This window comes from Miniimonas sp. S16 (genome assembly GCF_057748195.1).
On record NZ_CM173242.1, the window covers coordinates 2790025 to 2815819 of the forward strand.

The 25795-nt window shown below is 69.5% G+C and carries 36 protein-coding genes; all 36 read left to right on the forward strand.

From position 1 onward, the window contains the following. The first annotated feature begins 43 nt into the window (after positions 1 to 43). A complete protein-coding gene (locus tag AC3AQ1_RS12165) occupies positions 44 to 3931 on the forward strand; it encodes a DNA-directed RNA polymerase subunit beta' (protein ID WP_108719188.1) in 3888 nt (1295 codons plus the stop codon). A gap of 438 nt (positions 3932 to 4369) precedes the next feature. Next, a complete protein-coding gene (rpsL, locus tag AC3AQ1_RS12170) occupies positions 4370 to 4744 on the forward strand; it encodes a 30S ribosomal protein S12 (RefSeq protein WP_108719189.1) in 375 nt (124 codons plus the stop codon). Continuing rightward, the gene (rpsG, locus tag AC3AQ1_RS12175) at positions 4744 to 5214 is read left to right on the forward strand and encodes a 30S ribosomal protein S7 (RefSeq protein ID WP_108719190.1); all 471 of its coding nucleotides are present in this window, start codon (positions 4744 to 4746) and stop codon (positions 5212 to 5214) included. The genes rpsL and rpsG overlap by 1 nt, the downstream gene beginning before the upstream one ends. Positions 5215 to 5316: 102 nt before the next feature. After that, complete coding sequence (gene fusA / locus AC3AQ1_RS12180) at positions 5317 to 7419, forward strand: elongation factor G (RefSeq protein ID WP_108719191.1); 2103 nt, start codon at positions 5317 to 5319, stop codon at positions 7417 to 7419. A gap of 106 nt (positions 7420 to 7525) precedes the next feature. After that, a complete protein-coding gene (tuf, locus tag AC3AQ1_RS12185) occupies positions 7526 to 8716 on the forward strand; it encodes an elongation factor Tu (protein ID WP_108719192.1) in 1191 nt (396 codons plus the stop codon). Positions 8717 to 9214: 498 nt separating this feature from the next. Further along, the gene (gene rpsJ / locus AC3AQ1_RS12190; RefSeq protein ID WP_015883628.1) at positions 9215 to 9523 is read left to right on the forward strand and encodes a 30S ribosomal protein S10; all 309 of its coding nucleotides are present in this window, start codon (positions 9215 to 9217) and stop codon (positions 9521 to 9523) included. A 10-nt stretch (positions 9524 to 9533) separates the two neighbouring features. After that, complete coding sequence (rplC, locus tag AC3AQ1_RS12195; protein ID WP_108719193.1) at positions 9534 to 10196, forward strand: 50S ribosomal protein L3; 663 nt, start codon at positions 9534 to 9536, stop codon at positions 10194 to 10196. Position 10197: 1 nt separating this feature from the next. Then, the gene (gene rplD, locus AC3AQ1_RS12200; protein ID WP_108719194.1) at positions 10198 to 10851 is read left to right on the forward strand and encodes a 50S ribosomal protein L4; all 654 of its coding nucleotides are present in this window, start codon (positions 10198 to 10200) and stop codon (positions 10849 to 10851) included. Continuing rightward, a complete protein-coding gene (gene rplW, locus AC3AQ1_RS12205; RefSeq protein ID WP_108719195.1) occupies positions 10848 to 11150 on the forward strand; it encodes a 50S ribosomal protein L23 in 303 nt (100 codons plus the stop codon). Before rplD ends, rplW begins: the two co-directional genes overlap by 4 nt. A gap of 32 nt (positions 11151 to 11182) precedes the next feature. Next, entirely contained in the window at positions 11183 to 12019 is an 837-nt protein-coding gene (gene rplB, locus AC3AQ1_RS12210) for a 50S ribosomal protein L2 (RefSeq protein ID WP_108719196.1), read from the forward strand. A 15-nt stretch (positions 12020 to 12034) separates the two neighbouring features. Further along, a complete protein-coding gene (rpsS, locus tag AC3AQ1_RS12215) occupies positions 12035 to 12316 on the forward strand; it encodes a 30S ribosomal protein S19 (protein ID WP_108719197.1) in 282 nt (93 codons plus the stop codon). A gap of 49 nt (positions 12317 to 12365) precedes the next feature. Beyond that, on the forward strand, positions 12366 to 12725 hold the full coding sequence (gene rplV, locus AC3AQ1_RS12220; RefSeq protein WP_108719198.1) for a 50S ribosomal protein L22: 360 nt from the start codon (positions 12366 to 12368) through the stop codon (positions 12723 to 12725). Next, positions 12725 to 13501 (forward strand): 30S ribosomal protein S3, encoded by a 777-nt coding sequence (gene rpsC, locus AC3AQ1_RS12225; RefSeq protein WP_108719199.1) that lies wholly within the window; start codon positions 12725 to 12727, stop codon positions 13499 to 13501. Before rplV ends, rpsC begins: the two co-directional genes overlap by 1 nt. Before the next feature lie 5 nt (positions 13502 to 13506). Continuing rightward, positions 13507 to 13926 carry a 50S ribosomal protein L16 gene (rplP, locus tag AC3AQ1_RS12230; RefSeq protein WP_108719200.1) on the forward strand — a complete coding sequence of 140 codons (420 nt, stop codon included), beginning with the start codon at positions 13507 to 13509 and terminating at the stop codon, positions 13924 to 13926. Next, positions 13926 to 14165, forward strand: a complete 240-nt coding sequence (rpmC, locus tag AC3AQ1_RS12235; protein ID WP_108719201.1) for a 50S ribosomal protein L29 — start codon at positions 13926 to 13928, stop codon at positions 14163 to 14165. Before rplP ends, rpmC begins: the two co-directional genes overlap by 1 nt. Positions 14166 to 14176: 11 nt before the next feature. Next, positions 14177 to 14491, forward strand: coding sequence for a 30S ribosomal protein S17 (gene rpsQ / locus AC3AQ1_RS12240; RefSeq protein ID WP_108719202.1), 315 nt, complete (start codon positions 14177 to 14179; stop codon positions 14489 to 14491). Positions 14492 to 14570: 79 nt separating this feature from the next. Then, positions 14571 to 14939 carry a 50S ribosomal protein L14 gene (gene rplN, locus AC3AQ1_RS12245; protein ID WP_108719203.1) on the forward strand — a complete coding sequence of 123 codons (369 nt, stop codon included), beginning with the start codon at positions 14571 to 14573 and terminating at the stop codon, positions 14937 to 14939. A gap of 3 nt (positions 14940 to 14942) precedes the next feature. After that, positions 14943 to 15290 (forward strand): 50S ribosomal protein L24, encoded by a 348-nt coding sequence (gene rplX / locus AC3AQ1_RS12250; RefSeq protein ID WP_108719204.1) that lies wholly within the window; start codon positions 14943 to 14945, stop codon positions 15288 to 15290. A gap of 1 nt (position 15291) precedes the next feature. Beyond that, on the forward strand, positions 15292 to 15876 hold the full coding sequence (gene rplE, locus AC3AQ1_RS12255; RefSeq protein WP_108719205.1) for a 50S ribosomal protein L5: 585 nt from the start codon (positions 15292 to 15294) through the stop codon (positions 15874 to 15876). Position 15877: 1 nt separating this feature from the next. After that, complete coding sequence (locus AC3AQ1_RS12260; protein ID WP_108719206.1) at positions 15878 to 16063, forward strand: type Z 30S ribosomal protein S14; 186 nt, start codon at positions 15878 to 15880, stop codon at positions 16061 to 16063. Between the two features lie 69 nt (positions 16064 to 16132). After that, on the forward strand, positions 16133 to 16531 hold the full coding sequence (rpsH, locus tag AC3AQ1_RS12265) for a 30S ribosomal protein S8 (protein WP_108719207.1): 399 nt from the start codon (positions 16133 to 16135) through the stop codon (positions 16529 to 16531). A gap of 12 nt (positions 16532 to 16543) precedes the next feature. Then, positions 16544 to 17080, forward strand: a complete 537-nt coding sequence (rplF, locus tag AC3AQ1_RS12270) for a 50S ribosomal protein L6 (RefSeq protein WP_108719208.1) — start codon at positions 16544 to 16546, stop codon at positions 17078 to 17080. A 2-nt stretch (positions 17081 to 17082) separates the two neighbouring features. Further along, on the forward strand, positions 17083 to 17460 hold the full coding sequence (rplR, locus tag AC3AQ1_RS12275) for a 50S ribosomal protein L18 (protein ID WP_108719209.1): 378 nt from the start codon (positions 17083 to 17085) through the stop codon (positions 17458 to 17460). 28 nt (positions 17461 to 17488) lie between these two features. Then, a complete protein-coding gene (rpsE, locus tag AC3AQ1_RS12280; RefSeq protein ID WP_108719210.1) occupies positions 17489 to 18175 on the forward strand; it encodes a 30S ribosomal protein S5 in 687 nt (228 codons plus the stop codon). Continuing rightward, positions 18175 to 18357, forward strand: coding sequence for a 50S ribosomal protein L30 (gene rpmD / locus AC3AQ1_RS12285; protein ID WP_108719211.1), 183 nt, complete (start codon positions 18175 to 18177; stop codon positions 18355 to 18357). Before rpsE ends, rpmD begins: the two co-directional genes overlap by 1 nt. Continuing rightward, entirely contained in the window at positions 18357 to 18863 is a 507-nt protein-coding gene (gene rplO, locus AC3AQ1_RS12290) for a 50S ribosomal protein L15 (protein ID WP_108719212.1), read from the forward strand. Before rpmD ends, rplO begins: the two co-directional genes overlap by 1 nt. A 93-nt stretch (positions 18864 to 18956) precedes the next feature. Further along, positions 18957 to 20264, forward strand: coding sequence for a preprotein translocase subunit SecY (secY, locus tag AC3AQ1_RS12295; RefSeq protein WP_108719213.1), 1308 nt, complete (start codon positions 18957 to 18959; stop codon positions 20262 to 20264). Positions 20265 to 20278: 14 nt separating this feature from the next. Then, positions 20279 to 20845 carry an adenylate kinase gene (locus tag AC3AQ1_RS12300; RefSeq protein ID WP_108720196.1) on the forward strand — a complete coding sequence of 189 codons (567 nt, stop codon included), beginning with the start codon at positions 20279 to 20281 and terminating at the stop codon, positions 20843 to 20845. Positions 20846 to 21079: 234 nt separating this feature from the next. Continuing rightward, the gene (gene infA, locus AC3AQ1_RS12305) at positions 21080 to 21301 is read left to right on the forward strand and encodes a translation initiation factor IF-1 (protein WP_098468162.1); all 222 of its coding nucleotides are present in this window, start codon (positions 21080 to 21082) and stop codon (positions 21299 to 21301) included. Between the two features lie 58 nt (positions 21302 to 21359). Beyond that, complete coding sequence (gene rpmJ, locus AC3AQ1_RS12310; protein ID WP_015883600.1) at positions 21360 to 21473, forward strand: 50S ribosomal protein L36; 114 nt, start codon at positions 21360 to 21362, stop codon at positions 21471 to 21473. Between the two features lie 195 nt (positions 21474 to 21668). Further along, positions 21669 to 22049, forward strand: a complete 381-nt coding sequence (gene rpsM / locus AC3AQ1_RS12315; RefSeq protein WP_108719214.1) for a 30S ribosomal protein S13 — start codon at positions 21669 to 21671, stop codon at positions 22047 to 22049. 55 nt (positions 22050 to 22104) lie between these two features. Further along, positions 22105 to 22515 (forward strand): 30S ribosomal protein S11, encoded by a 411-nt coding sequence (rpsK, locus tag AC3AQ1_RS12320; protein ID WP_108719215.1) that lies wholly within the window; start codon positions 22105 to 22107, stop codon positions 22513 to 22515. A gap of 115 nt (positions 22516 to 22630) precedes the next feature. Further along, the gene (locus AC3AQ1_RS12325; protein ID WP_108719216.1) at positions 22631 to 23641 is read left to right on the forward strand and encodes a DNA-directed RNA polymerase subunit alpha; all 1011 of its coding nucleotides are present in this window, start codon (positions 22631 to 22633) and stop codon (positions 23639 to 23641) included. Between the two features lie 50 nt (positions 23642 to 23691). Further along, positions 23692 to 24285 (forward strand): 50S ribosomal protein L17, encoded by a 594-nt coding sequence (gene rplQ, locus AC3AQ1_RS12330; protein WP_108719217.1) that lies wholly within the window; start codon positions 23692 to 23694, stop codon positions 24283 to 24285. Positions 24286 to 24306: 21 nt separating this feature from the next. Beyond that, complete coding sequence (locus AC3AQ1_RS12335) at positions 24307 to 25143, forward strand: alpha/beta hydrolase (RefSeq protein WP_108719218.1); 837 nt, start codon at positions 24307 to 24309, stop codon at positions 25141 to 25143. Between the two features lie 9 nt (positions 25144 to 25152). Beyond that, positions 25153 to 25788: a maleylpyruvate isomerase N-terminal domain-containing protein gene (locus AC3AQ1_RS12340; RefSeq protein WP_108719219.1), complete on the forward strand. Its 636-nt coding sequence runs from the start codon at positions 25153 to 25155 to the stop codon at positions 25786 to 25788. The last annotated feature ends 7 nt before the right edge of the window (positions 25789 to 25795 follow it).

A 25795-nucleotide genomic window follows, 5' to 3' on the forward strand; every position in this document is an offset into this window, starting at 1 on the left:
CGAAGAACCTTTACCGGTGAGACACCGAAGGAAGTAGGACACCTTGCTCGACGTCAACCTGTTCGACGAGCTGCGGATCGGCCTGGCGACGGCCGAGGACGTGCGCACCTGGTCGCACGGCGAGGTCAAGAAGCCTGAGACGATCAACTACCGCACCCTCAAGCCGGAGAAGGACGGGCTCTTCTGCGAGAAGATCTTCGGGCCCACCCGGGACTGGGAGTGCAACTGCGGCAAGTACAAGCGCGTGCGCTTCAAGGGCATCATCTGCGAGCGCTGCGGCGTCGAGGTCACCCGCTCCAAGGTGCGCCGTGAGCGCATGGGGCACATCGAGCTCGCCGCGCCCGTGACCCACATCTGGTACTTCAAGGGCGTCCCGTCGCGGCTGGGCTACCTGCTCGACCTCGCGCCGAAGGACCTCGAGAAGGTCATCTACTTCGCCGCGTACATGATCACGGACGTCGACGTGGACCAGCGCCACAACGACCTGCCGAGCCTGCAGAACGAGATCGACGTCGAGCGCGAGCAGATCGCCCGCCGCCGCGACCTCGACATCGACGCGCGCGCCAAGAAGCTCGAGGCGGACCTCGCCGAGCTCGAGGCCGAGGGCGCGAAGTCGGACGCCCGCCGCAAGGTCAAGGACTCCGCCGAGCGCGAGATGGCTCAGATCCGCAAGCGCGGTGACCTCGAGCTGGACCGCCTGCAGCGCGTGTGGGACCGGTTCAAGAACCTCAAGGTCGCCGACCTCGAGGGTGACGAGATGCTCTACCGCGAGCTCGAGACCCGCTACGGCGCCTACTTCGCGGGCTCGATGGGTGCGCAGGCGATCAAGCGTCGCCTGGAGACCTTCGACCTGGACGCCGAGGCCGAGACCCTGCGCGAGATCATCCGCACGGGCAAGGGCCAGCGCAAGACGCGTGCCCTCAAGCGCCTCAAGGTCGTCAACGCGTTCATGACGACGACGAACAGCCCGCTCGGCATGGTCCTGGACTGCATCCCGGTGATCCCGCCGGACCTGCGTCCGATGGTCCAGCTCGACGGTGGCCGCTTCGCCACGTCCGACCTGAACGACCTGTACCGCCGCGTCATCAACCGCAACAACCGCCTCAAGCGGCTGCTCGACCTCGGCGCGCCCGAGATCATCGTGAACAACGAGAAGCGGATGCTCCAGGAGGCCGTCGACGCGCTGTTCGACAACGGCCGCCGTGGCCGTCCGGTGACCGGCCCGGGCAACCGCCCGCTCAAGTCGATCTCCGACATGCTCAAGGGCAAGCAGGGCCGGTTCCGGCAGAACCTGCTCGGCAAGCGCGTGGACTACTCCGGCCGCAGCGTCATCGTGGTCGGCCCGCAGCTGAAGCTGCACCAGTGCGGTCTGCCCAAGCAGATGGCGCTGGAGCTCTTCAAGCCGTTCGTGATGAAGCGCCTCGTGGACCTCAACCACGCGCAGAACATCAAGAGCGCCAAGCGGATGGTCGAGCGCGCCCGGTCGGTCGTGTGGGACGTCCTCGAGGAGGTCATCACCGAGCACCCCGTGCTGCTCAACCGCGCTCCCACGCTGCACCGCCTGGGCATCCAGGCGTTCGAGCCGCAGCTCGTCGAGGGCAAGGCGATCCACCTGCACCCGCTCGTCTGCGGCGCGTTCAACGCCGACTTCGACGGCGACCAGATGGCCGTGCACCTGCCCCTGAGCGCCGAGGCGCAGGCCGAGGCCCGCATCCTCATGCTCTCGAGCAACAACATCCTCAAGCCGTCGGACGGCCGTCCGGTGACCATGCCCTCGCAGGACATGATCATCGGCCTGTACCACCTGACGAGCGACAAGGACGACGCACTCGGCGCCGGCCGCGCGTTCAGCTCGATCGCCGAGGCGATCATGGCGTTCGACTCCGGCACGCTCGACCTGAACGCCGTCGTGTCGATCCGTCTGGACGACCTGGTCCCGCCGGTCGACTTCGAGGCCCCCGAGGGCTGGGAGGTCGGCCAGCCGATCCGGTTCGAGACCACGCTGGGCCGCGCACTCTTCAACGAGACGCTGCCGGTGGACTACCCGTTCGTGAACGGCGTGGTCGGCAAGCGCGAGCTGTCGGGCATCGTCAACGAGCTCGCCGAGCGGTACCCGAAGGTCGAGGTGGCCGCGAGCCTGGACGCGCTCAAGGCCGCCGGCTTCCAGTGGGCCACGCGCTCGGGCGTCACGATCGCGATCTCCGACGTCGTCGCGCCGGAGGGCAAGGCCGAGATCCTCGAGAACTACGAGGGTCAGGCCGCCAAGATCCAGAGCCAGTACGAGCGTGGTCTCATCACGGACGAGGAGCGTCGCAGCGAGCTCATCGACGTGTGGACCAAGGCCACCGACGAGGTCGCCGACGCCATGCGCAAGAGCTTCCCCGCCCGCAACACCATCCAGCGGATGGTCGGCTCGGGTGCGCGAGGCAACTGGATGCAGGTGCGTCAGATCGCCGGTATGCGTGGTCTGGTGGCGAACCCGAAGGGCGAGATCATCCCGCGCCCGATCACCTCGAACTACCGCGAGGGCCTCTCGGTGCTCGAGTACTTCATCGCCACCCACGGCGCCCGCAAGGGTCTGGCCGACACCGCGCTGCGGACGGCGGACTCCGGGTACCTGACCCGTCGTCTCGTCGACGTGTCGCAGGACGTCATCATCCGTGAGGACGACTGCGGCAGCGAGCGTGGCCTCGTCACGGTGATCGCCGAGAAGGGCGCCGACGGCGTGGCGCTGCGTGCGGAGACGGTCGAGACCTCGGCCTACGCCCGCACGATGGCGACCGACGTGCTCGGCGACGACGGCACGGTGCTCGCCTCGGCGGGCGACGACGTTGGCGACGTGCTCATCGACCGCCTCGTCGAGGCGGGCGTCGAGACGATCAAGGTGCGCTCCGTGCTCACCTGCGCCTCGCGGGTCGGCACGTGCGCGAAGTGCTACGGCCGGTCCCTCGCGACGGGCAAGCTCGTCGACGTCGGCGAGGCCGTGGGCATCATCGCGGCCCAGTCGATCGGTGAGCCCGGCACCCAGCTGACGATGCGGACGTTCCACACCGGTGGTGTGGCCTCGGCCGACGACATCACGCAGGGTCTGCCGCGCGTCCAGGAGCTGTTCGAGGCACGCACCCCCAAGGGTGAGGCCCCGATCAGCGAGGCCGCCGGTCGCATCCGGATCGACGACACCGAGCGCACCCGTCGCCTCATCGTCACGCCCGACGACGGCTCCGAGGAGCTCGCCTACCCGATCTCGAAGCGCTCGCGCCTCCTGATCGAGGACGGCCAGCACGTCACGGTCGGCCAGCAGCTCGTGGCCGGCGCCGTGGACCCGAAGAAGGTGCTGCGCATCCTCGGTCCGCAGTCCGTGCAGAAGCACCTGGTGCAGCAGGTCCAGGAGACCTACCGCAGCCAGGGCGTGGACATCCACGACAAGCACATCGAGGTCATCGTGCGGCAGATGCTGCGTCGCGTGACCGTGCTCGACTCGGGTGACTCCAACCTTCTGCCCGGCGAGCTGGCCGAGCGCGGCCGGTTCGAGGACGAGAACCGGCGCGTGGTGTCCGAGGGCGGTACCCCCGCCTCCGGCCGCCCCGAGCTGATGGGGATCACGAAGGCCTCGCTCGCGACCGACTCGTGGCTCTCGGCGGCCTCCTTCCAGGAGACCACCAAGGTGCTCACCGAGGCGGCGATGAGCGGTCGCAGCGACTCGCTGCTCGGCCTGAAGGAGAACGTCATCCTCGGAAAGCTCATCCCGGCCGGCACCGGCCTGGCCCGATACCGCAACGTGCAGGTGGAGCCGACGGAGGAGGCGAAGGCCGAGCTGTACCCGGCCTTCGGCTACGACGAGATCGACTACCTGCCGCTCGGCTCGGGCTCGGGCGAGGCGATCGCCCTCGAGGAGCTCGATCTCGGCCGCGGGTACGACGACTACCGCTGATCCGCACCCAGCGCACGACGGCGGGCCGTCACCTTCACGGTGACGGCCCGCCGTCGTGCGTCGTGCGTCGTGCTGACGGCGGGGGAGCGGTGGCCGGTGCGCGGAGGCGAGGTTCGCCGTCGGGCCCTTTGCCGCCGCGGCGGGGGAGCGGTGGCGTCCGACTGGCGGGCGCACAGGGCGCCGCGGTTGACCTCGGGCGCGCTGGAGGGTAACCTCGCCTGCGGTGCCCGCACGTTCGGGCCCTTTGCGTGCGCGTGACACCGGCTCATCACGGTTCCCCTCAGGGGTCGGAGCCCGGTCTCACTGAGTGGCTCTGCCACCGGCGCTGCCTCGACCAGCCACGGCTGGGGACGAGTGTGCGCGCGGTGGCGTGCGCTCGATGCGAGGGCCGGTCCGTACGGCAGACCACGAAGTCACCCCTTCGAAGACGGAGACGCAGTGCCCACTATTCAGCAGCTGGTCCGCAAGGGCCGGACGGCGAAGGCCAGCAAGACCAAGACGCCGGCGCTCAAGGGTTCGCCCCAGCGCCGCGGTGTCTGCACGCGCGTGTACACCACGACCCCGAAGAAGCCGAACTCCGCCCTCCGCAAGGTGGCGCGCGTGAAGCTCTCCTCGGGCATCGAGGTCACGGCGTACATTCCCGGCGTCGGCCACAACCTCCAGGAGCACTCGATCGTGCTCGTGCGCGGCGGCCGTGTGAAGGACCTTCCCGGTGTCCGCTACAAGATCGTGCGTGGCGCACTCGACACGCAGGGCGTGCGCGGGCGTCAGCAGGCGCGCAGCCGTTACGGCGCCAAGAAGGAGAAGAAGTAATGCCTCGTAAGGGTCCCGCTCCGAAGCGCCCCATCGTCATCGACCCGGTCTACGGCTCGCCGACGGTCACGCAGCTCGTCAACCGCGTCCTGCTCGACGGCAAGAAGTCCGTCGCGGAGCGCATCGTCTACGACGCCCTCGAGGGTGTGCGCGAGAAGACGCAGGGTGACCCCGCCGTCGTGCTCAAGCGCGCGCTCGACAACGTCCGCCCGTCGCTCGAGGTCAAGTCCCGCCGCGTCGGTGGCTCGACCTACCAGGTGCCGATCGAGGTCCGTCCCGCCCGCGCGACCGCGCTCGCGATGCGCTGGCTCGTGGACTACTCGCGCCAGCGTCGCGAGAAGACCATGACCGAGCGTCTCATGAACGAGATCCTCGACGCCTCCAACGGCCTCGGTGCCGCGGTGAAGCGCCGCGAGGACGTGCACAAGATGGCCGAGTCGAACCGGGCCTTCGCGCACTACCGCTGGTGATTCGGTGCCCGGCGCCTCCTCGGGGGCGCCGGGCCGCCGACCACCCCTCCGGGCCGCTGCCGCGGCCACCCTCCCTGCTCGTCACGAAAGAAGAGAGCATCTGTGGCACTCGACGTGCTGACCGACCTGAACAAGGTCCGCAACATCGGCATCATGGCGCACATCGACGCCGGCAAGACGACGACGACCGAGCGGATCCTGTACTACACCGGCCGTAACTACAAGATCGGCGAGACGCACGACGGCGCCTCGACGACCGACTGGATGGAGCAGGAGAAGGAGCGCGGCATCACGATCACGTCGGCCGCCGTGACCTGCTTCTGGAACGACAACCAGATCAACATCATCGACACGCCGGGTCACGTCGACTTCACGGTCGAGGTCGAGCGCTCGCTGCGCGTGCTCGACGGTGCCGTCGCCGTCTTCGACGGCAAGGAGGGTGTCGAGCCCCAGTCCGAGACCGTGTGGCGTCAGGCCGACAAGTACGACGTGCCGCGCATCTGCTTCGTCAACAAGATGGACAAGCTGGGCGCCGACTTCTACTTCACCGTCGACACCATCGTCTCCCGCCTCGGCGCGAAGCCGCTGGTCATCCAGCTGCCGATCGGGTCCGAGAGCGACTTCGAGGGCGTCGTCGACCTGGTCGAGATGCGTGCGCTGCTCTGGCGCGGCGAGACCGCCATGGGTGCGAACTACACGGTCGAGGAGATCCCGGCCGACCTCCAGGCCAAGGCCGAGGAGTACCGCGCCGCGCTCGTCGAGGCCGTCGCCGAGACGTCCGAGGACCTCATCGAGAAGTACCTCGGCGGCGAGGAGCTGACGGTCGCGGAGCTCAAGGCCGGCATCCGCAAGCTCACGGTCTCCTCGCAGGCCTACCCGGTGCTGTGCGGTTCGGCGTTCAAGAACAAGGGCGTCCAGCCCATGCTCGACGCGGTGGTCGACTACCTGCCGTCCCCGCTGGACGTGCCGGCCGTCGAGGGCCACGACGTGCGCGACGAGGAGAAGATCCTCGAGCGTCACCCGTCGGTCGACGACCCGTTCTCCGCGCTCGCGTTCAAGATCGCCGTGCACCCGTTCTTCGGCAAGCTCACGTTCGTGCGCATCTACTCCGGCTCGGTCACCCCGGGCCAGCAGGTGCTCAACGCGACGAAGGGCAAGAAGGAGCGCGTGGGCAAGCTGTTCCAGATGCACGCGAACAAGGAGATCCCGATCGACAGCGCGACTGCCGGTCACATCTACGCGTTCATCGGGCTGAAGGACGTCACCACCGGTGACACGCTCTGCGACATCGCGAACCCGATCGTGCTCGAGTCCATGACGTTCCCGGACCCGGTCATCGAGGTCGCGATCGAGCCGAAGACGAAGGGTGACCAGGAGAAGCTCTCCGTGGCCATCCAGAAGCTGGCCGAGGAGGACCCGACGTTCCAGGTCCAGCTCGACCAGGACACCGGCCAGACCGTGATCAAGGGCATGGGCGAGCTCCACCTCGACATCCTCGTGGACCGCATGCGGCGCGAGTTCAAGGTCGAGGCGAACGTCGGCAAGCCGCAGGTCGCCTACCGCGAGACCATCCGCCGCAAGGTGGAGAAGGTCGACTACACGCACAAGAAGCAGACCGGTGGGTCCGGCCAGTTCGCCAAGGTCCAGGTGACCTTCGAGCCGCTGGACACGACCGACGGCCAGATGTACGAGTTCGTCAACGCCGTGACCGGTGGTCGCGTGCCGCGCGAGTACATCCCCAGCGTGGACGCCGGCATCCAGGACGCGCTGCAGGCCGGCGTGCTCGCGGGCTACCCGCTCGTCGGGGTCAAGGCGACGCTGATCGACGGCGCCTACCACGAGGTCGACTCCTCGGAGATGGCCTTCAAGATCGCCGGCTCGATGGTGCTCAAGGAGGGTGTCCGCAAGGCGGACCCCGTGCTCCTCGAGCCGCTCATGGATGTCGAGGTGCGCACGCCCGAGGAGTACATGGGTGACGTCATCGGCGATCTGAACTCCCGGCGTGGCCAGATCCAGTCGATGAGCGACGCGTCGGGCGTTAAGGTTGTCCGCGCACTGGTGCCGCTGTCGGAGCTGTTCGGCTACATCGGCGACCTGCGGTCGAAGACCCAGGGTCGCGCGGTGTACTCGATGCAGTTCGACAGCTACGCCGAGGTTCCTCGGAACGTCGCCGAGGAGATCATCAAGAAGACCCGGGGCGAGTAGTCCCACGGGGCGTCAGCTCCACCCGATTCACCAACCGACCCGTAGGGACACCGCCAGCAGGACACCTGCCCGGTGAAGCAACTACCCGAGTTCCAGGAGGAACGAAGTGGCGAAGGCCAAGTTCGAGCGGACCAAGCCGCACGTCAACATCGGCACGATCGGTCACGTCGACCACGGCAAGACGACGCTGACCGCTGCCATCTCCAAGGTCCTGCACGACAAGTTCCCGGACCTGAACCCCTTCACGCCTTTCGACGAGATCGACAAGGCGCCCGAGGAGAAGCAGCGCGGCATCACGATCAACATCGCGCACGTGGAGTACCAGACGGCCGCGCGGCACTACGCGCACGTCGACGCTCCCGGTCACGCCGACTACATCAAGAACATGATCACCGGTGCGGCGCAGATGGACGGCGCCATCCTGGTGGTCGCGGCGACCGACGGCCCGATGGCCCAGACGCGTGAGCACGTGCTGCTCGCCAAGCAGGTCGGCGTGCCGTACCTGCTCGTCGCGCTCAACAAGTCCGACATGGTCGACGACGAGGAGATCCTCGAGCTCGTCGAGATGGAGGTCCGTGAGCTGCTGTCCGCGCAGGGCTTCGACGGCGACAACGCGCCGGTCGTGCGCGTCTCCGGCCTCAAGGCCCTCGAGGGTGACCCGGAGTGGGTCAAGACCGTCGAGGAGCTCATGGACGCCGTGGACGAGAACGTCCCGGAGCCCGTGCGTGACATGGACAAGCCGTTCCTCATGCCGATCGAGGACGTCTTCACCATCACCGGCCGCGGCACCGTCGTGACCGGCAAGGTCGAGCGCGGCAAGCTGCCGATCAACTCCGAGGTCGAGATCGTGGGTCTGCGTTCCCCGCAGAAGACCACTGTCACCGGCATCGAGATGTTCCACAAGCAGATGGACGAGGCGTGGGCCGGCGAGAACTGCGGTCTGCTCCTGCGCGGCACCAAGCGTGACGACGTCGAGCGCGGCCAGGTCGTCGTGAAGCCCGGCTCGGTCACCCCGCACACGCAGTTCGTGGGCCAGGCCTACATCCTGAAGAAGGAGGAGGGCGGCCGCCACAACCCCTTCTACACGAACTACCGTCCGCAGTTCTACATCCGCACCACCGACGTCACCGGCGTCATCTCGCTGCCCGAGGGCACCGAGATGGTCCTGCCCGGCGACACCACCGAGATGACGGTCGAGCTCATCCAGCCGATCGCCCTCGAGGAGGGCCAGGGCTTCGCCATCCGCGAGGGTGGCCGCACGGTCGGTTCGGGCACGGTCACCAAGATCCTCAAGTGACCCCGACCCCCGCGAGGGGGTGTGCGGCGCACTGAGCGTCGCGACCGGGCGAGGGCCCGGCGGCACGACTGCCGCCGGGCCCTCGCGCCGTGTCGGGCCGGCCCTGCGGGGGGCCCTCGCGCCGGGGCGTGGTCGATCTCACCCCTGCGAGGCGGCGCACGGTCGGCCGCCGGCCCGTCCCGAGTGGCGCGATCCCGGGGGATGTGGCAGACTGTCCAGGTTGCCTCGTGGGAACGAGGCTCGTGCGTGCGCGCTGGGCACCGCGACGAGCGGCTCGACAGAGTCGGTCGGAGCAGTCCGCGCGGTGCGCTCGGGTCTCGACCCGGCAGCCATCGCGGTTCTCGGCCCCCGGGCCGACGGGCCACAGACCCCGACTCGAGTACCGACTCGCTGCGCGAGTGCGCGGCGCTGGGGTAGGTCGCAACGGCGACACGCCCGAGCGCGGGGGTCGGTCAAGCAGTTCAACGAGCGGTAACGACGAGAGAGAGTCAGACAGCCATGGCGGGACAGAAGATCCGCATCCGGCTCAAGTCCTACGACCACGAGGTCATCGACAGCTCGGCGCGCAAGATCGTCGACACGGTGACCCGGGCCGGTGCGACGGTGGTGGGCCCGGTGCCGCTGCCGACCGAGAAGAACGTGTTCTGCGTGATCCGTTCTCCGCACAAGTACAAGGACAGCCGCGACCACTTCGAGATGCGCACCCACAAGCGCCTCATCGACATCATCGACCCGACGCCCAAGGCCGTCGACTCGCTCATGCGTCTCGACCTGCCGGCCGACGTCAACATCGAGATCAAGCTCTGAGGTTCCGATCATGACTTCCACCACTTCCGCCGCGTCCGCCGTGACGGCGCTGCTCGGGACGAAGCTCGGGATGACCCAGGTCTGGGACGGTGCCGGCAAGCTCGTGCCCGTCACCGTCGTCCAGGTCGGGACCAACGTCGTCTCGGCCGTGCGCACGCCGGAGACGGACGGGTACTCCGCCGTCCAGCTGGCCTTCGGCCAGATCGACCCGCGCAAGGTCACCCAGCCCGTCAAGGGCCACTTCGCCAAGGCCGGCCTCACGCCGCGTCGCCACGTCGCGGAGGTCCGCACGGCGGACGCCGCCGACTTCGCCCCCGGTCAGGAGCTGACCGCCGAGGTGTTCGAGGCCGGCGCGCGCGTCGACGTCATCGGCACCACGAAGGGCAAGGGCACCGCCGGCGTCATGAAGCGCCACGGCTTCTCCGGTGTCGGCGCCTCGCACGGTGCGCACCGCAACCACCGCAAGCCGGGCTCGATCGGTGGCGCCTCCACGCCGTCGCGCGTGTTCCGTGGCCTTCGGATGGCCGGTCGGATGGGCAACGCCCGCAAGACCGTCCACAACCTCACGATCCACTCCGTCGACGCGGCGGCCGGTCTGCTGCTGGTCGCGGGCTCGGTGCCCGGCGCCAAGGGCTCGCTCGTCGTCGTCCGCTCCGCAGTGAAGGGAGCCTGAGATGACCACCATCGACGTCATCGACGCCGGGGGCGCGAAGTCCGGCACGGCCGAGCTGCCCGCCGAGGTGTTCGACGTGACGACCAACGTCCCGCTGATCCACCAGGTCGTCGTCGCCCAGCTCGCTGCGGCGCGCCAGGGCACGCACAAGACCAAGACGCGCGGCGAGGTTCGCGGCGGCGGCAAGAAGCCCTACAAGCAGAAGGGCACCGGCCGCGCCCGTCAGGGCTCGACCCGCGCTCCTCAGTTCGCCGGCGGTGGCGTCGTGCACGGTCCCGTGCCGCGCGACTACAGCCAGCGCACCCCCAAGAAGATGAAGGCCGCCGCCCTGCGGGGCGCGCTCTCGGATCGCGCTCGCGCGGGCCGCGTGCACGTGGTCTCCGGCTTCGTGACCGACGTCGCGTCCACCAAGGACGCGCTGGCCACGCTCCGCTCCGCGACCGCCTCGGCGCGCGTCCTCACGGTCGTGTCGCGCGGGGAGGACCTCGCCTGGCTGAGCCTGCGCAACGCCCCCGAGGTGCACCTCATCACGCCCGACCAGCTGAACACCTACGACGTCCTCGTCAACGACGACGTCGTGTTCACCTCGGCCGCGCTCGAGGCGTTCCTCGCGAACGCCGGGGGCCCCGCTGACGTGAAGGAGGACGCCAAGTGAGCGCCACCGTCGGGAAGGACCCGCGCGACATCCTGCTCGCGCCGGTCGTGTCCGAGAAGAGCTACGGCCTGCTCGACGCGGGCAAGTACACGTTCCTCGTCCACCCGGACGCCAACAAGACCGAGATCAAGATCGCGGTCGAGCAGGTGTTCGGCGTGAAGGTCGCCGACGTCAACACGATGAACCGACCGGGCAAGACCCGTCGGACGCGTAACGGCCTCGGCAAGCGCAAGGACACCAAGCGCGCGATCGTCACGCTGCGCGAGGGCTCGATCGACATCTTCGGCACCGGCGCCTGAGCCCCCGGCCGAGGAAGAAGGACTGCTGAGTCATGGGAATCCGTAAGTACAAGCCGACGACGCCGGGCCGGCGCGGTTCGTCCGTCGCCGACTTCGTCGAGATCACCCGGTCGGAGCCTGAGAAGTCGCTGGTCCGCCCGCTCTCCAAGAGCGGCGGCCGCAACTCCACCGGCCGCGTGACGTCCCGCCACAAGGGTGGCGGTCACAAGCGCGCCTACCGCGTGATCGACTTCCGTCGTCACGACAAGGACGGCGTGCCCGCCAAGGTCGCGCACATCGAGTACGACCCGAACCGCACGGCGCGCATCGCGCTGCTGCACTACGCCGACGGCGAGAAGCGCTACATCATCGCGCCGAACCGTCTGCAGCAGGGTGACCGCATCGAGCAGGGGCCCGGGGCCGACATCAAGCCCGGCAACAACCTGCCGCTGCGCAACATTCCCACCGGTACGGTCATCCACGCCGTGGAGCTGCGTCCCGGCGGCGGCGCCAAGATCGCCCGGTCCGCCGGCGTCTCGGTGCAGCTCGTCGCGAAGGACGGCCCCTACGCCCAGCTGCGCATGCCGTCCGGCGAGATCCGCAACGTCGACGTGCGCTGCCGCGCGACGGTCGGCGAGGTCGGCAACGCCGAGCAGTCGAACATCAACTGGGGCAAGGCCGGCCGCATGCGCTGGAAGGGCAAGCGCCCCACCGTCCGTGGTGTCGCCATGAACCCGGTCGACCACCCGCACGGTGGTGGTGAGGGCAAGACCTCCGGTGGGCGCCACCCGGTCAGCCCCTGGGGTCAGCCCGAGGGCCGCACCCGTCGCCCGGGCAAGCCGAGCGACAAGCTCATCGTGCGCCGTCGGCGTACCGGCAAGAAGCGCTGATAGGGAGTACGGAGCATGCCTCGCAGCCTGAAGAAGGGCCCGTTCGTCGACGGCCACCTGCAGAAGAAGGTGGACGTGCAGAACGAGAAGGGCACGAAGAACGTCATCAAGACGTGGTCGCGCCGCTCGATGATCACGCCGGACTTCCTCGGCCACACGTTCGCGGTGCACGACGGCCGCAAGCACGTCCCGGTCTTCGTGACCGAGTCGATGGTCGGGCACAAGCTCGGTGAGTTCGCCCCGACGCGTACCTACCGTGGACACGACAAGGACGACCGGAAGGCGCGCCGCCGCTGACCTCGGTCAGCACGCGGAGCCCTGACGGCCAGAGAAGAAGGACAGACACATGGAAGCCAAGGCGCAGGCGCGGTACGTCCGCGTCACGCCCCAGAAGGCTCGCCGCGTCGTGGACACCATCCGTGGCAAGCGAGCCGAGGAGGCCGTGGCCCAGCTCGGGTTCGCCCCGCAGGCGGTGGCGGTCGACGTGCGCAAGCTCGTCTCGAGCGCGATCGCGAACGCTCGCGTGAAGGCCGATGCCGCCAGCGAGCGGTTCGACCCGAGCGAGCTCGTCATCGCGGAGGCGTTCGTCGACGAGGGCCCGACCCTGAAGCGGATCCGTCCGCGCGCTCAGGGTCGTGCCAACCGCGTCCTCAAGCGCACCAGCCACATCACGGTGATCGTGGCGTCGAAGGAAGGGGCTCGCTGATGGGTCAGAAGGTCAACCCGCTCGGGTTCCGGCTCGGCATCACCACCGAGCACCGCTCCAAGTGGTTCGCGGACTCGACCAAGCCGGGTCAGCGCTACCGCGACTTCGTGCGCGAGGACGTGCAGATCCGCAAGCTCCTGACCACCGGTCTCGAGCGCGCCGGCATCGCCAAGGTGCAGATCGAGCGCACGCGTGACCGCGTGTCCGTGACGCTCTACACCGCGCGTCCTGGCATCGTCATCGGTCGCCGTGGCGCCGAGGCCGAGCGTCTGCGCGGTGAGCTGGAGAAGCTCACCGGCAAGCAGGTCACGCTCAACATCCTCGAGGCCACCAACCCCGAGCTCAACGCCCAGCTCGTCGCGCAGGGCATCGCCGAGCAGCTCGCCAGCCGTGTCGCGTTCCGTCGCGCCATGCGCAAGGGCATCCAGTCCGCGCAGCGCGCGGGTGCCAAGGGCATCCGGGTGCAGTGCGCGGGCCGTCTCGGCGGCGCCGAGATGAGCCGCAAGGAGTTCTACCGCGAGGGTCGCGTCCCGCTGCACACGCTGCGCGCGAACATCGACTACGGCTTCTTCGAGGCTCGTACCACCTTCGGCCGCATCGGCGTGAAGGTGTGGATCTACAAGGGCGACCAGACGGAGCGCGAGTACGCGGCCGAGCAGGCCGGTCAGGCTCCCCGTCCGCGGCGCGGTTCCGACCGCCCGCGTGGCCGTCGCGACGAGGCCCAGGCGGCTCCGGCCGCTGCGGAGGCCTCGGCAGGCACCGGAACGGAGGGCTGAGCACCATGCTTATCCCACGGCGGACCAAGCACCGCAAGCAGCACCACCCCCGTCGCACGGGGGCCGCCACGGGCGGCACCGCGATCTCGTTCGGCGACTTCGGCATCCAGGCCGTCGAGGGCGGGTACCTCACGAACCGCCAGATCGAGGCGGCTCGTATCGCGATGACCCGTCACATCAAGCGTGGCGGAAAGGTGTGGATCAACGTCTACCCCGACCGCCCGCTCACCAAGAAGCCGGCCGAGACCCGCATGGGTTCCGGCAAGGGCTCCGTGGAGTGGTGGATCGCCAACATCAAGCCCGGCCGGATGCTGTTCGAGCTCGCCGGCGTTCCTGAGCCGCTGGCTCGCGAGGCCATGCGCCGCGCCCAGCACAAGCTCCCGATGAAGACCCGCTTCGTGCGGCGCGAGGGTGGTGACCTGTGATGGCAGTGGGTTCGAAGGACCTGCAGGCATCCGAGCTGGACGGCATGGACGACGAGCGTCTCGTCGCCGAGCTCCGCAAGGCCAAGGACGAGCTCTTCCACCTCCGGTTCGCCTCGGCGACCGGTCAGCTGGAGAGCCACGGCCGGCTCAAGGAGGTCCGTCGCGACATCGCCCGGATCTACACGATCCTGCGCGAGCGTGAGCTCGGCATCCGTACCGCTCCGACGAGCGTGAAGTGAGCGAGGAAGCAATGGCGAAGGACGAGACGGTTCAGGCCGTCGAGAGCACCGAGGACCACCTCGGGCACGGTGGTGACCGGAACTACCGCAAGACGCGGCAGGGCTACGTCGTCAGCGACAAGATGACCAAGACCGTCGTGGTCGAGCTCGAGGACCGGGTCAAGCACCCGCTCTACGGCAAGGTCATCCGCCGCACCACCAAGGTGAAGGCGCACGACGAGGAGCAGGTGGCCGGCATCGGCGACCTCGTCCTCATCATGGAGACGCGGCCGCTGTCCGCCACCAAGCGGTGGCGTGTGGTGGAGATCCTCGAGAAGGCCCGCTGACCAGTCAATATCCGTTCGGCCAGGCTGGTGGTTGCCTCGAGCAGCTGCCGAGAACCGGCACGACGACAGGAGCAGTTTCATGATCCAGCAGGAGTCGCGACTCAAGGTCGCCGACAACACGGGTGCGAAGGAGATCCTCTGCATCCGCGTTCTCGGCGGTTCGGGCCGTCGCTACGCCGGCATCGGTGACGTCATCGTCGCCACCGTCAAGGACGCCATCCCCGGCGGCAACGTCAAGAAGGGCGACGTCGTCAAGGCCGTGGTGGTTCGTACCCGCAAGGAGCGCCGTCGTGCCGACGGTTCCTACATCCGCTTCGACGAGAACGCGGCCGTCATCCTCAAGGCCGACGGCGAGCCTCGTGGTACCCGCATCTTCGGCCCGGTGGGCCGCGAGCTGCGTGACAAGAAGTTCATGCGCATCGTGTCGCTCGCCCCGGAGGTGATCTGAGAGATGGCGAAGATCAAGAAGGGCGACCTCGTCGTCGTGATCTCCGGCAGCCGTAACGACCGTGGCAAGCAGGGCCGCGTGCTCGAGGTGCTCACCGAGAGCAACCGCATCGTGGTCGAGGGCGTCCGCCGCGTCACGAAGCACACCAAGGTGTCGCAGACCCAGCGCGGGTCCCGCACCGGTGGCATCGAGACCGTCGAGGCCCCGATCCACATCAGCAACGTGATGCTGGTCGACCCGGAGACCAAGAAGGGCACCCGGGTGGGCTACCGCACCGAGGAAGTCGAGCGCGACGGCCGCAAGCGCACCGTTCGGGTGCGCGTCGCGAAGCGCTCCGGTAAGGACGTGTGAGATGACCGAGACGCTTCAGGAGACGGTCGCGGAGGAGAAGGTCGCTCCGCGGCTGAAGACCCGCTACCGCGAGGAGATCGTCCCCGCCCTGCGCGAGGAGTTCGCGTACGCGAACGTCATGCAGGTCCCCGGCCTCGTCAAGGTCGTGGTGAACATGGGTGTGGGGGACGCCGCGCGCGACTCCAAGCTCATCGACGGCGCCGTGCGCGACCTGTCGCTCATCACGGGTCAGAAGCCGCAGGTCACCAAGGCCCGCAAGTCCATCGCGCAGTTCAAGCTGCGCGAGGGTCAGCCGATCGGCGCGCACACCACGCTGCGCGGTGACCGGATGTGGGAGTTCGTGGACCGGCTGCTGTCGATCGCGCTCCCGCGCATCCGTGACTTCCGCGGGCTGGAGCCCAAGCAGTTCGACGGTCGCGGGAACTACACGTTCGGGCTCACCGAGCAGTCGATGTTCCACGAGATCGACCAGGACTCGATCGACCGCGTGCGCGGCATGGACATCACCGTGGTGACCACCGCGACGACCGACGACGAGGGCCGGTCGCTGCTGCGCCGCCTCGGCTTCCCGTTCAAGGAGAACTGACATGGCGAAGACCGCCCTGGTGCAGAAGGCCGCCGCGAAGCCGAAGTTCGGCGTCCGCGCGTACACGCGGTGCAACCGCTGCGGGCGTCCCCGCTCGGTGTACCGCAAGTTCGGCCTGTGCCGCATCTGCCTGCGCGAGATGGCCCTGGCGGGTCAGCTCCCGGGCATCACCAAGAGCAGCTGGTAACACGACTACGCCGCAGGTTCCCCACCCGCTGAGGTGGGGGAAACCACGGCGAGGAAGGGCGAAGGCCCGATGACGATGACAGACCCGATCGCAGACATGCTCACGCGTCTGCGCAACGCGAACTCCGCGTACCACGAGTCGGTGACCATGCCGTACTCGAAGCTCAAGTCGCGCATCGCCGAGATCCTCCAGGCGGAGGGCTACATCTCGGGGTGGCGCGTCGAGGACGCCGAGGTCGGCAAGAACCTCGTGCTGTCCCTCAAGTACGGCCCGCACCGCGAGCGCTCGCTCGCCGGCGTGCGCCGGGTGTCCAAGCCCGGTCTGCGGGTGTACGCCAAGTCGACCAACCTGCCCCAGGTGCTCGGCGGCCTCGGGGTGGCGATCCTGTCCACCTCCTCGGGTCTGCTGACGGACCGTCAGGCGGCAACGAAGGGCGTGGGTGGGGAAGTCCTCGCCTACGTCTGGTAAAGGAGGAGAACCATGTCGCGCATCGGAAAGGTCCCGGTCGTGGTTCCCGCCGCCGTCGACGTCACGCTCGCCGACGGCGTCGTGACGGTCAAGGGCCCCAAGGGCACGCTGGCGCACACGATCCCCTCGACCATTACGGTCGAGCACACCGACGGCACCCTCGTGGTGACCCGTGAGAACGACGAGCGCACCGCGCGGTCGCTCCACGGCCTCACCCGGACGCTGCTGGCCAACCTGGTCACGGGCGTCACCGAGGGCTACGAGAAGAAGCTCGAGATCGTCGGCACCGGTTACCGCGTGGCGGCCAAGGGCAGCGACCTCGAGTTCGCGCTCGGCTTCAGCCACCCGGTCACCGTCAAGGCGCCGGAGGGCATCACCTTCGCCGTCGAGTCCCCGACCAAGTTCTCGGTCGTGGGCATCGACAAGCAGCAGGTGGGCGAGGTCGCCGCCAACATCAGGAAGATCCGCAAGCCGGAGCCCTACAAGGGCAAGGGCGTGCGGTACGCGGGCGAGCAGGTCCGCCGCAAGGTCGGAAAGGCTGGTAAGTGACCATGGCTGTCTCCATCAAGTCGGCCGGGAAGTCCAAGGCCACGGCGCGTCAGCGCCGCCACCTCCGGCTGCGCAAGCGCATCGCCGGCACGTCCGAGCGTCCGCGCCTGGTCGTCACCCGCAGCGCGCGGCACATCGTCGCGCAGCTCGTGGACGACTCCACCGGCACCACGATCGCCTCGGCCTCGACGCTCGAGGCCGACCTGCGCGCCAACACCGACGCCAAGGTCGACAAGGCGAAGGTCGTCGGCGGCCTGGTGGCCAAGCGCGCTGCCGCCGCCGGCGTCACCGTGGCGGTGTTCGACCGGGGTGGCAACGCCTACCACGGTCGCGTCGCAGCCGTCGCCGACGGCGCCCGCGAGGGAGGCCTGACGCTGTGATGACCCAGAAGCAGGAGAGGAACGTCTGATGGCTGCACCGCAGCGCAGCAGGACTGCCGGCGCGGCCGGCGGCAACGAGAACGACCGCTCGAACGACCGCGGTGGACGCGGCGAGCGCCGCAACGACCGTGGTGGTCGCGGCGACCGCAACGCCCGCGAGGCCGAGCGCAACCAGTTCGTCGAGCGCGTCGTGACGATCAACCGCGTCGCGAAGGTCGTCAAGGGTGGACGCCGCTTCAGCTTCACGGCCCTCGTGGTCGTGGGCGACGGCGACGGCACCGTCGGTGTCGGCTACGGGAAGGCCAAGGAGGTGCCCGCCGCGATCGCGAAGGGCGTCGAGGAGGCCAAGAAGAACTTCTTCCGCGTGCCCCGCATCGGCCGCACCATCCCGCACATCGTGCAGGGTGAGGCCGCCGCGGGCGTCGTGTTCCTGCGTCCCGCCTCGCCGGGTACCGGGGTCATCGCGGGCGGTCCCGTCCGCGCGGTCCTGGACTGCGCCGGCATCCACGACGTGCTGAGCAAGTCGCTCGGCTCGTCGAACGCGATCAACATCGTGCACGCGACCGTCGCGGCGCTCCGTTCGCTCGAGCAGCCCGAGGCCGTCGCGGCCCGTCGTGGCCTGCCGGTCGAGGACGTCGTCCCGGCCCCGCTGCTGCGGGCCCAGGCCCAGGCGCGCGCCGAGGCTGCGGCCAAGACGCAGGTGGGGGTGGCGTGATGGCTTCGCTCGAGATCACCCAGACCCGCTCCGCCATCGGCGGCAAGCACAAGCAGCGTGAGACGCTGCGCACGCTGGGCCTCGGCAAGATCGGCCGCACGGCCGTCTACGAGGACTCCCCGCAGGTGCGCGGCATGATCCAGGTGGTTTCCCACCTGGTGAAGGTCGAGGAGGTCGACTGATGGCTGAGGCCAAGAAGGCGGCCGCCAAGGAGCAGGCTCCGGCCGACGCTCCCCAGGCGGGCGCGACGCTCAAGCTCCACCACCTGCGCCCCGCGCCCGGCTCGAACACGGCCAAGACGCGCGTCGGTCGTGGTGAGGGCTCGAAGGGCAAGACGGCGGGCCGCGGTACCAAGGGCACCAAGGCGCGCTACCAGGTTCCTGCCGGGTTCGAGGGTGGGCAGATGCCGATGCACATGCGGCTGCCCAAACTCCGCGGGTTCACCAACCCGTTCCGGACCGAGTACCAGGTCGTCAACGTCGAGCGGCTCGCCGCCCTGTTCCCGCAGGGTGGCGCCGTGAGCGTCGAGGACCTCGTGGCGAAGGGCGCCGTGCGCGCCAACCGCCCGGTCAAGGTCCTCGGCGACGGCGACCTGGGCGGCGTGGCCCTCCAGGTCACGGTCGACAAGGTCTCGGCCTCCGCCAAGGAGAAGATCGAGGCCGCCGGCGGTTCGGTGACGCAGGCCTGACGATCACGGGTGGCGACGCTCCAGCAGCGTCGCCACCCGTTCGTCGTCCCTCCGGGCGCCAGGAGGTGCCCGGTCCAGCGACCTGGAGGAAGTGTGCTCAGGGCATTCGCTCAGGCGTTCCGCACGCCCGACCTGCGGCGCAAGCTGCTCTTCACGATGGGCATCATCGTGATCTTCCGCATCGGCTCGTTCCTGCCGACCCCGGGAGTGAACTACGCCAACGTCCAGACCTGTGTCTCGGCGTCCGCGGACAACGACGTCCTCGGCCTCATCAACCTCTTCTCGGGCGGTGCGCTGCTGCAGCTGTCCGTGTTCGCGCTCGGGATCATGCCGTACATCACGGCGAGCATCATCGTGCAGCTCCTGCGCGTGGTGATCCCCCACTTCGAGGCCCTGCACAAGGAGGGCCAGGCGGGTACCGCGAAGCTCACGCAGTACACCCGCTACCTCACGATCTTCCTCGCGATCCTGCAGGCCACCACCATCATCACGACGGCGCGCACCGGTGTGCTCTTCGGCGGGTGCGGTGAGGCCGGCGGAACCATCCCCGTGATCTCCGACGACTCGGCCGTGACGATCCTGCTGGCGATCCTCACGATGACGGCCGGCACGGGCCTGGTGATGTGGCTCGCCGAGCTCATCACCGAGCGCGGCGTCGGCAACGGCATGTCGCTCCTCATCTTCATCTCGATCGCCGCGTCGTTCCCGGCCGCTCTCTGGACCGTGGCCAACGCGCAGGGCGGGTTCATGACCTTCCTGCTCGTGGTGCTCCTCGCGCTGCTGCTCATCGCCGTCGTGGTGTTCGTCGAGCAGTCCCAGCGCCGGATCCCGGTGCAGTACGCCAAGCGGATGGTCGGGCGTCGGGTGTACGGCGGGACCAGCACCTACATCCCGATCAAGATCAACATGGCCGGCGTGATCCCGGTGATCTTCGCGAGCTCGATCCTCATGCTGCCCACGCTGCTGGCGCAGTTCGGGGACCAGAACGCGGGCTGGGTGCAGTGGATCCTGCGGCACTTCGCCACGCCGGCCTCGCCGTTCTACCTCATCACGTTCGCCCTGCTGATCCTGTTCTTCGCGTTCTTCTACACGTCGATCACGTTCAACCCGGACGAGGTCGCCGACAACATGAAGCGGTACGGCGGCTTCGTCCCCGGCATCCGCGCCGGGCGCCCGACGGCGGAGTACCTGCGTTACGTGATCAACCGCGTCACGTCCGCAGGCTCGATCTACCTCGTGCTCGTGGCGCTCATCCCGACGCTCGCCTTCGTGCTGCTCGGCATCTCGAACATCCCGTTCGGCGGCACGTCGCTGCTGATCATCGTGGGTGTCGGCCTGGAGACTGTGAAGCAGATCGACTCCCAGCTCCAGCAGCGCCACTACGAAGGGATCCTCAAGTGAGCCGTCTCGTCATCATGGGCCCGCAGGGGTCGGGCAAGGGCACCCAGGCGGCGCGCATCGCCGAGGCGCTGGGCATCCCGGCGATCTCGACGGGGGACATCTTCCGCGCGAACATCAAGGGCGGCACGGAGCTCGGGCAGCTCGCCCGCTCCTACTCCGACCGCGGTGAGCTCGTGCCGGACGAGGTCACCAACGCGATGGTGCGCGACCGCCTCGCCCAGCCCGATGCCGCCGGCGGGTTCCTGCTGGACGGGTACCCCCGCAACGCGGCGCAGGTCACCGAGCTGGACGCGATCCTCGCCGAGCACGGCGTCGCGCTCGACGCCGTGATCGAGCTGGAGGTGCCCACCGAGGAGCTGCTCGAGCGGCTCGCCCACCGGGCTGCGGTGGAGGGTCGCGCCGACGACACGGCCGAGGTGATCCGTCGTCGCCTCGACCTGTACCACGAGCAGACCGCGCCGCTCGCGGCGACCTACGCCGAGCGCCGCCTGCACGTCCCGGTCACCGGGACGGGCGAGGTCGCCGCGATCACGGACGCGATCCTCGACGCGCTGCGCGCGCACGGGGGAGCGACCGCCTGAGCACTCCACGCGGGCCCCTCGTGACTCGGGTGCGCGGAGCCGGCGTCGTTTGGGGCATTTCGGCCCGTGCCGTATGATGTCTCGTTGGGTTCGCGTGCCGTAAACGGCTGGACGCGACGCGAACCGCACCCACGACCATCCGATCGTGGTGCAGCCGCGCACGCGGCGGCGTCGAGCGGGATTCCGCCTCGTCGCCACATCATGCAGGACCAGCCCGAGGAGTAAGCGGAGGACATGGGGAAGAAGGACGGTGTCATCGAGATCGAGGGCGTCGTGGTCGAGGCGCTCCCGAACGCGATGTTTCGCGTGGAGCTCAGCAACGGGCACAAGGTGCTCGCGATGATCTCGGGCAAGATGCGCCAGAACTACATCCGGATCCTGCCGGAGGACCGCGTCGTGGTGGAGCTCACGCCGTACGACCTGTCCCGTGGCCGGATCGTCTACCGCTACAAGTAAGCCACCCCGCAACGAGCAAGCCGTCGCCCGCCAGGGCGCGCGGCGGCAAGGAACGATCATGAAGGTCAAGCCCAGCGTCAAGCCGATCTGCGACAAGTGCAAGGTCATCCGCCGGCACGGTCGCGTCATGGTGATCTGCGAGAACCTGCGCCACAAGCAGCGTCAGGGCTGAGTAGCCCCCGCTGACCGGTCGGGCCGCTGCGCCCGATCCACCCGCCGGCCACGCCGGCACCGGCGGCAGTCACGCCGCCAGCGATGCACCACCCGCCCCGCGAGGGGCGACCCCCCGGTCCGGAGGCCGGGGCCCACGGCCCGTGGGACGGTGCGTCGACCGACCTCCGGACTCCCGTGACGGAGAACACCGCACATGGCACGTCTTGTCGGAGTCGACCTCCCCCGCGAGAAGCGGCTCGAGGTTGCACTCACCTACATCTACGGCATCGGCCGTACTCGCGCGGCCGAGACCCTCGCCGCAACCGGCCTGAGCCCGGACCTGCGCGTGCGCGACCTCGGTGACGCCGAACTCGTCGCGCTTCGTGACCACATCGAGGGCAGCTACAAGACCGAGGGTGACCTTCGCCGCGAGGTCGCCGCTGACATCCGTCGCAAGGTGGAGATCGGTTCGTACGAGGGTCTGCGTCACCGCCGCGGCCTCCCGGTGCGCGGCCAGCGCACGAAGACCAACGCGCGTACTCGCAAGGGTCCCAAGCGGACCGTGGCCGGCAAGAAGAAGGCCGGTCGCAAGTAGCCGGTGACCCGCCCTCGGGCGGGACCCGGTCCGACGACCTCGACGAAGGAACAGCATGCCTCCCAAGACTCGCGCCGCTGCGTCCGGCGCTCGCAAGACGCGCCGCAAGGAGAAGAAGAACGTCTCCCACGGCCACGCCTACATCAAGTCGACCTTCAACAACACGATCGTGTCGATCACGGACCCCACGGGTGCCGTGATCGCGTGGGCCTCCTCGGGCCAGGTCGGCTTCAAGGGGTCGCGCAAGTCGACCCCTTTCGCCGCCCAGCTCGCCGCCGAGGCCGCCGCCCGCCGCGCGCAGGAGCACGGCATGAAGAAGGTCGACGTCTTCGTGAAGGGCCCGGGCTCGGGCCGCGAGACCGCGATCCGCTCGCTCCAGGCCACCGGCCTCGAGGTCGGCTCGATCTCCGACGTGACGCCGCAGGCGCACAACGGGGTCCGGCCGCCGAAGCGTCGCCGCGTCTGATCCTCTCGCCGGCCGGGCCTCGTGCCCGGCCGGCGGACCCATCGCCGTCCGCGCGCCCGCGGACGGCTCCCGGACGGCGTCATATAGCGGACGCCGAAGGAAGGAATGACCGCCCGTGCTCATCGCACAGCGCCCCACCCTGACCGAAGAGGTCGTCAGCGAGTTCCGCTCGCGCTTCGTCATCGAGCCCCTCGAGCCCGGCTTCGGCTACACGCTCGGCAACTCGCTGCGGCGCACGCTGCTGTCCTCGATCCCCGGTGCCGCCGTGACCAGCATCCGCTTCGACAGCGTGCTGCACGAGTTCTCCACCGTCGAGGGTGTCAAGGAGGACGTCACCGAGATCATCCTCAACATCAAGAACATCGTCGTCTCCTCGGAGAACGACGAGCCCGTCGTGATGTACCTGCGCAAGCAGGGCCCGGGGACGGTCACCGCCGGTGACATCACCCCGCCGGCCGGGGTGGAGATCCACAACCCCGACCTGCACCTCGCCACGGTCAACGGCAAGGGCAAGCTCGAGATCGAGCTCACGGTCGAGCGTGGCCGCGGCTACGTCTCCGCGGCGCAGAACAAGGCGTTCGACGCCGAGATCGGCCGCATCCCGATCGACTCGATCTACTCGCCGGTGCTCAAGGTGACGTACAAGGTCGAGGCGACCCGCGTCGAGCAGCGCACCGACTTCGACCGCCTCATCGTCGACGTCGAGACCAAGCACGCGATCAGCCCGCGCGACGCCGTGGCGTCCGCCGGCAAGACGCTCGTGGAGCTCTTCGGCCTCGCCCGTGAGCTGAACTCCTCCGCCGAGGGCATCGAGATCGGCCCGTCGCCGACCGACGTCGAGCTGGCGCAGGACCTCGCGCTGCCGATCGAGGACCTCGACCTCACGATCCGGTCCTACAACTGCCTCAAGCGAGAGGGCATCCACACGGTGGGCGAGCTCGTCGCGCGCAGCGAGGCGGACCTCCTGGATATCCGCAACTTCGGCCAGAAGTCGATCGTGGAGGTCAAGGAGCGGCTCGCGAGCCTCGGCCTGGCGCTCAAGGACTCCCCGATCGACTTCGACCCGTCCCTGGTCGTCGACGCCTACGACGGCGACATCGACTTCAGCGACGACACCTACAACTGACCCACCCTGCAACCGGTACGGCGCTCGCCCGCTGAACCAAAGGAGACACCATGCCTACGCCCACCAAGGGCCCCCGCCTCGGTGGCGGACCGGCGCACGAGCGTCTGCTGCTCGGCAACCTGGCCACGTCGCTGTTCGAGCACCGTCGCATCACCACGACGGAGGCCAAGGCCAAGCGCCTGCGTCCGCTCGCCGAGCGTCTCGTGACGTTCGCCAAGCGCGGTGACCTCGCCGCTCGCCGTCGCGTCCTCACGGTCGTGAAGGACAAGGGCGTCGTGCACGAGCTCTTCACCGAGATCGCGCCGCTCGTCGCCGACCGCCCGGGCGGCTACACGCGGATCACGAAGATCGGTCCGCGCAAGGGCGACAACGCGCCCATGGCCGTGATCGAGCTCGTGCTCGAGCCGCTCAGCCCGAAGCAGGCCACGGTCGCCGAGGCGACGGCCGCCACCAAGCGCGCCGCCAAGAAGGACGCGCCCAAGAAGGCTGCTGCTCCGGTCGAGGCCGCTCCGGCCGAGGCCGAGGACGCTCCCGTCGAGGAGGCTCCCGTGGAGACCGCCGAGGTCGAGGCCGCGCCGGCCGAGGCCCAGGACGTTCCCGCCGAGGACGTTCCCGCCGAGAAGGACGCCGACGACACCAAGTGACCCGTGCGGCACACTGGCCGCATGACGGCCGCCGACGAGGCCCGGACCCTTCGGGGTCCGGGCCTCGTCGCGTCCCGGGTCACCCGGGTCGGCTCGCCCCGGGTGGTTCTCGTGCACGGCGTGCGCACCTCCGCGTCGATGTGGCGCCACCAGGTCGCGGCGCTCACGACGGCGGGCTACCGTCCCGTCGCCGTCGACCTTCCCGGTCACGGCACCCGGGCGGGGGACCCGTTCACGCTCGCGGCGGCCGACGAGGTCCTCACCGGCGCCTCGGCTGAGGCGAGCGTGGCGCGGGAGGGTGGGCTCGCCGTCGTGGGCCTGTCGCTGGGCGGCTACGTGGCGCTGCACTGGGCGGCGCGCACGACGCACCCGCCCGCGGCGCTCGTGCTGTCCTCGTGCACCGCACTGACCGGCGGGCTCGCGCACGGGGGTTTCGTCGCACTCTCGCGCGGGATCACCGCGCTGCCGCGCGACGGTGCGCGCCGCGTCAGCGAGGTCGCCGCCCGGCTCGCCGTCGGCGTGGCCGGTGCGCGCGACATCGCCGCGGGCGGCGTGGCCGTGCCCGCCCAGGTCCCGACGCTGCTCGCGGTGCGCGAGCTCGACCCGCTCGCCGACCTCGCGGTGGTGCTCGACCGCGGCATCGCGGTGACGTTCGTGCAGGGGGAGTGGGACCACTTCCGGATCGACGAGCGCGCCTTCCGCCGGGTGGCCGCGAGGCGCGCGCGGTGGGTGGTCGTGCGGCGCGCGCACCACCTCGTGAGCCTGCACCGGCCGCGTGCGTACACGCGGGCGCTGCTGGACGCGCTCGGGCGGGTCGACGGCGACCGCGCCGGGGATGAGCCGGGGCCGGTGCCCTAGGGTCCGAGCATGGCGTCGGAGGCGGGCTGGGACAGCGAACGGGACGCGTACGCGGCGGCGGCGGGGTGGGCGGTCGACCTCGTGGCCCAGGTCGGTGACCGGTGGGGGGAGCCCGGACTGGGCGTGTGGGACGTCCGTGCGCTCGTCGGCCACCTCTCGCGCTCGTTCCGCACCGTGGCGGAGTACCTCGCTCGGCCCGCCGCGTCGGTCGCGGTGCCGGACGCGACGTCGTACTACCGCGCGACGGCGGAGCTCGCCCGGCAGGCCGGCGTCGCCGAGCGCGGGGTCGAGGCCGGCCGGGCGCTCGGGACCGACCCCGCCGTCGCGTTCGCGGCGCTGGCCGACGAGGCCCGGACGATCGTCGACCGCTGCACCGGCTCGGAGCTGCCGACGACGATCGCGGGCGGCATTCGCCTGGTGGACTACCTGCCCACGCGCACGCTGGAGCTGACCGTGCACGGGTGCGACCTCGCCGTCGCGCTGGGGCTCGCTCCGGCGCCGCCCGCCGTGGCGGCGCGCAGGACGCTCGGGCTGCTGACCGAGCTCGCCGTGCGGGCGGGGGAGGACGGGGGCGACGTGGCGGGCCGGGTCCTGCTCGCCCTGACCGGGCGGCGGGCGTGGGAGGCGGGCAGCAGTCTGCTCTAGCGAAGAA

Excerpts from the sequence above, each read along its gene's own strand:
- AC3AQ1_RS12260 (WP_108719206.1), top strand. The coding sequence starts at position 15,878 with ATGGCGAAGACCGCCCTGGTGCAGAAGGCCGCCGCGAAGCCGAAGTTC.
- rpsG (WP_108719190.1), top strand. The coding sequence starts at position 4,744 with ATGCCTCGTAAGGGTCCCGCTCCGAAGCGCCCCATCGTCATCGACCCG.
- rplE (WP_108719205.1), top strand. The coding sequence starts at position 15,292 with ATGACCGAGACGCTTCAGGAGACGGTCGCGGAGGAGAAGGTCGCTCCG.
- rplR (WP_108719209.1), top strand. The coding sequence starts at position 17,083 with ATGGCTGTCTCCATCAAGTCGGCCGGGAAGTCCAAGGCCACGGCGCGT.
- rpmD (WP_108719211.1), top strand. The coding sequence starts at position 18,175 with ATGGCTTCGCTCGAGATCACCCAGACCCGCTCCGCCATCGGCGGCAAG.
- rpsS (WP_108719197.1), top strand. The coding sequence starts at position 12,035 with ATGCCTCGCAGCCTGAAGAAGGGCCCGTTCGTCGACGGCCACCTGCAG.
- rplQ (WP_108719217.1), top strand. The coding sequence starts at position 23,692 with ATGCCTACGCCCACCAAGGGCCCCCGCCTCGGTGGCGGACCGGCGCAC.
- rplP (WP_108719200.1), top strand. The coding sequence starts at position 13,507 with ATGCTTATCCCACGGCGGACCAAGCACCGCAAGCAGCACCACCCCCGT.
- rpsH (WP_108719207.1), top strand. The coding sequence starts at position 16,133 with ATGACGATGACAGACCCGATCGCAGACATGCTCACGCGTCTGCGCAAC.
- rplN (WP_108719203.1), top strand. The coding sequence starts at position 14,571 with ATGATCCAGCAGGAGTCGCGACTCAAGGTCGCCGACAACACGGGTGCG.
- AC3AQ1_RS12335 (WP_108719218.1), top strand. The coding sequence starts at position 24,307 with ATGACGGCCGCCGACGAGGCCCGGACCCTTCGGGGTCCGGGCCTCGTC.
- rpsE (WP_108719210.1), top strand. The coding sequence starts at position 17,489 with ATGGCTGCACCGCAGCGCAGCAGGACTGCCGGCGCGGCCGGCGGCAAC.
- rpsK (WP_108719215.1), top strand. The coding sequence starts at position 22,105 with ATGCCTCCCAAGACTCGCGCCGCTGCGTCCGGCGCTCGCAAGACGCGC.
- rpsM (WP_108719214.1), top strand. The coding sequence starts at position 21,669 with ATGGCACGTCTTGTCGGAGTCGACCTCCCCCGCGAGAAGCGGCTCGAG.
- rpmJ (WP_015883600.1), top strand. The coding sequence starts at position 21,360 with ATGAAGGTCAAGCCCAGCGTCAAGCCGATCTGCGACAAGTGCAAGGTC.
- rplF (WP_108719208.1), top strand. The coding sequence starts at position 16,544 with ATGTCGCGCATCGGAAAGGTCCCGGTCGTGGTTCCCGCCGCCGTCGAC.
- rplD (WP_108719194.1), top strand. The coding sequence starts at position 10,198 with ATGACCACCATCGACGTCATCGACGCCGGGGGCGCGAAGTCCGGCACG.
- rpsJ (WP_015883628.1), top strand. The coding sequence starts at position 9,215 with ATGGCGGGACAGAAGATCCGCATCCGGCTCAAGTCCTACGACCACGAG.
- rplB (WP_108719196.1), top strand. The coding sequence starts at position 11,183 with ATGGGAATCCGTAAGTACAAGCCGACGACGCCGGGCCGGCGCGGTTCG.
- rplV (WP_108719198.1), top strand. The coding sequence starts at position 12,366 with ATGGAAGCCAAGGCGCAGGCGCGGTACGTCCGCGTCACGCCCCAGAAG.
- rplC (WP_108719193.1), top strand. The coding sequence starts at position 9,534 with ATGACTTCCACCACTTCCGCCGCGTCCGCCGTGACGGCGCTGCTCGGG.
- AC3AQ1_RS12340 (WP_108719219.1), top strand. The coding sequence starts at position 25,153 with ATGGCGTCGGAGGCGGGCTGGGACAGCGAACGGGACGCGTACGCGGCG.
- rpmC (WP_108719201.1), top strand. The coding sequence starts at position 13,926 with ATGGCAGTGGGTTCGAAGGACCTGCAGGCATCCGAGCTGGACGGCATG.
- rpsC (WP_108719199.1), top strand. The coding sequence starts at position 12,725 with ATGGGTCAGAAGGTCAACCCGCTCGGGTTCCGGCTCGGCATCACCACC.
- rplX (WP_108719204.1), top strand. The coding sequence starts at position 14,943 with ATGGCGAAGATCAAGAAGGGCGACCTCGTCGTCGTGATCTCCGGCAGC.
- rplO (WP_108719212.1), top strand. The coding sequence starts at position 18,357 with ATGGCTGAGGCCAAGAAGGCGGCCGCCAAGGAGCAGGCTCCGGCCGAC.
- infA (WP_098468162.1), top strand. The coding sequence starts at position 21,080 with ATGGGGAAGAAGGACGGTGTCATCGAGATCGAGGGCGTCGTGGTCGAG.
- AC3AQ1_RS12300 (WP_108720196.1), top strand. The coding sequence starts at position 20,279 with ATGGGCCCGCAGGGGTCGGGCAAGGGCACCCAGGCGGCGCGCATCGCC.
- rpsQ (WP_108719202.1), top strand. The coding sequence starts at position 14,177 with ATGGCGAAGGACGAGACGGTTCAGGCCGTCGAGAGCACCGAGGACCAC.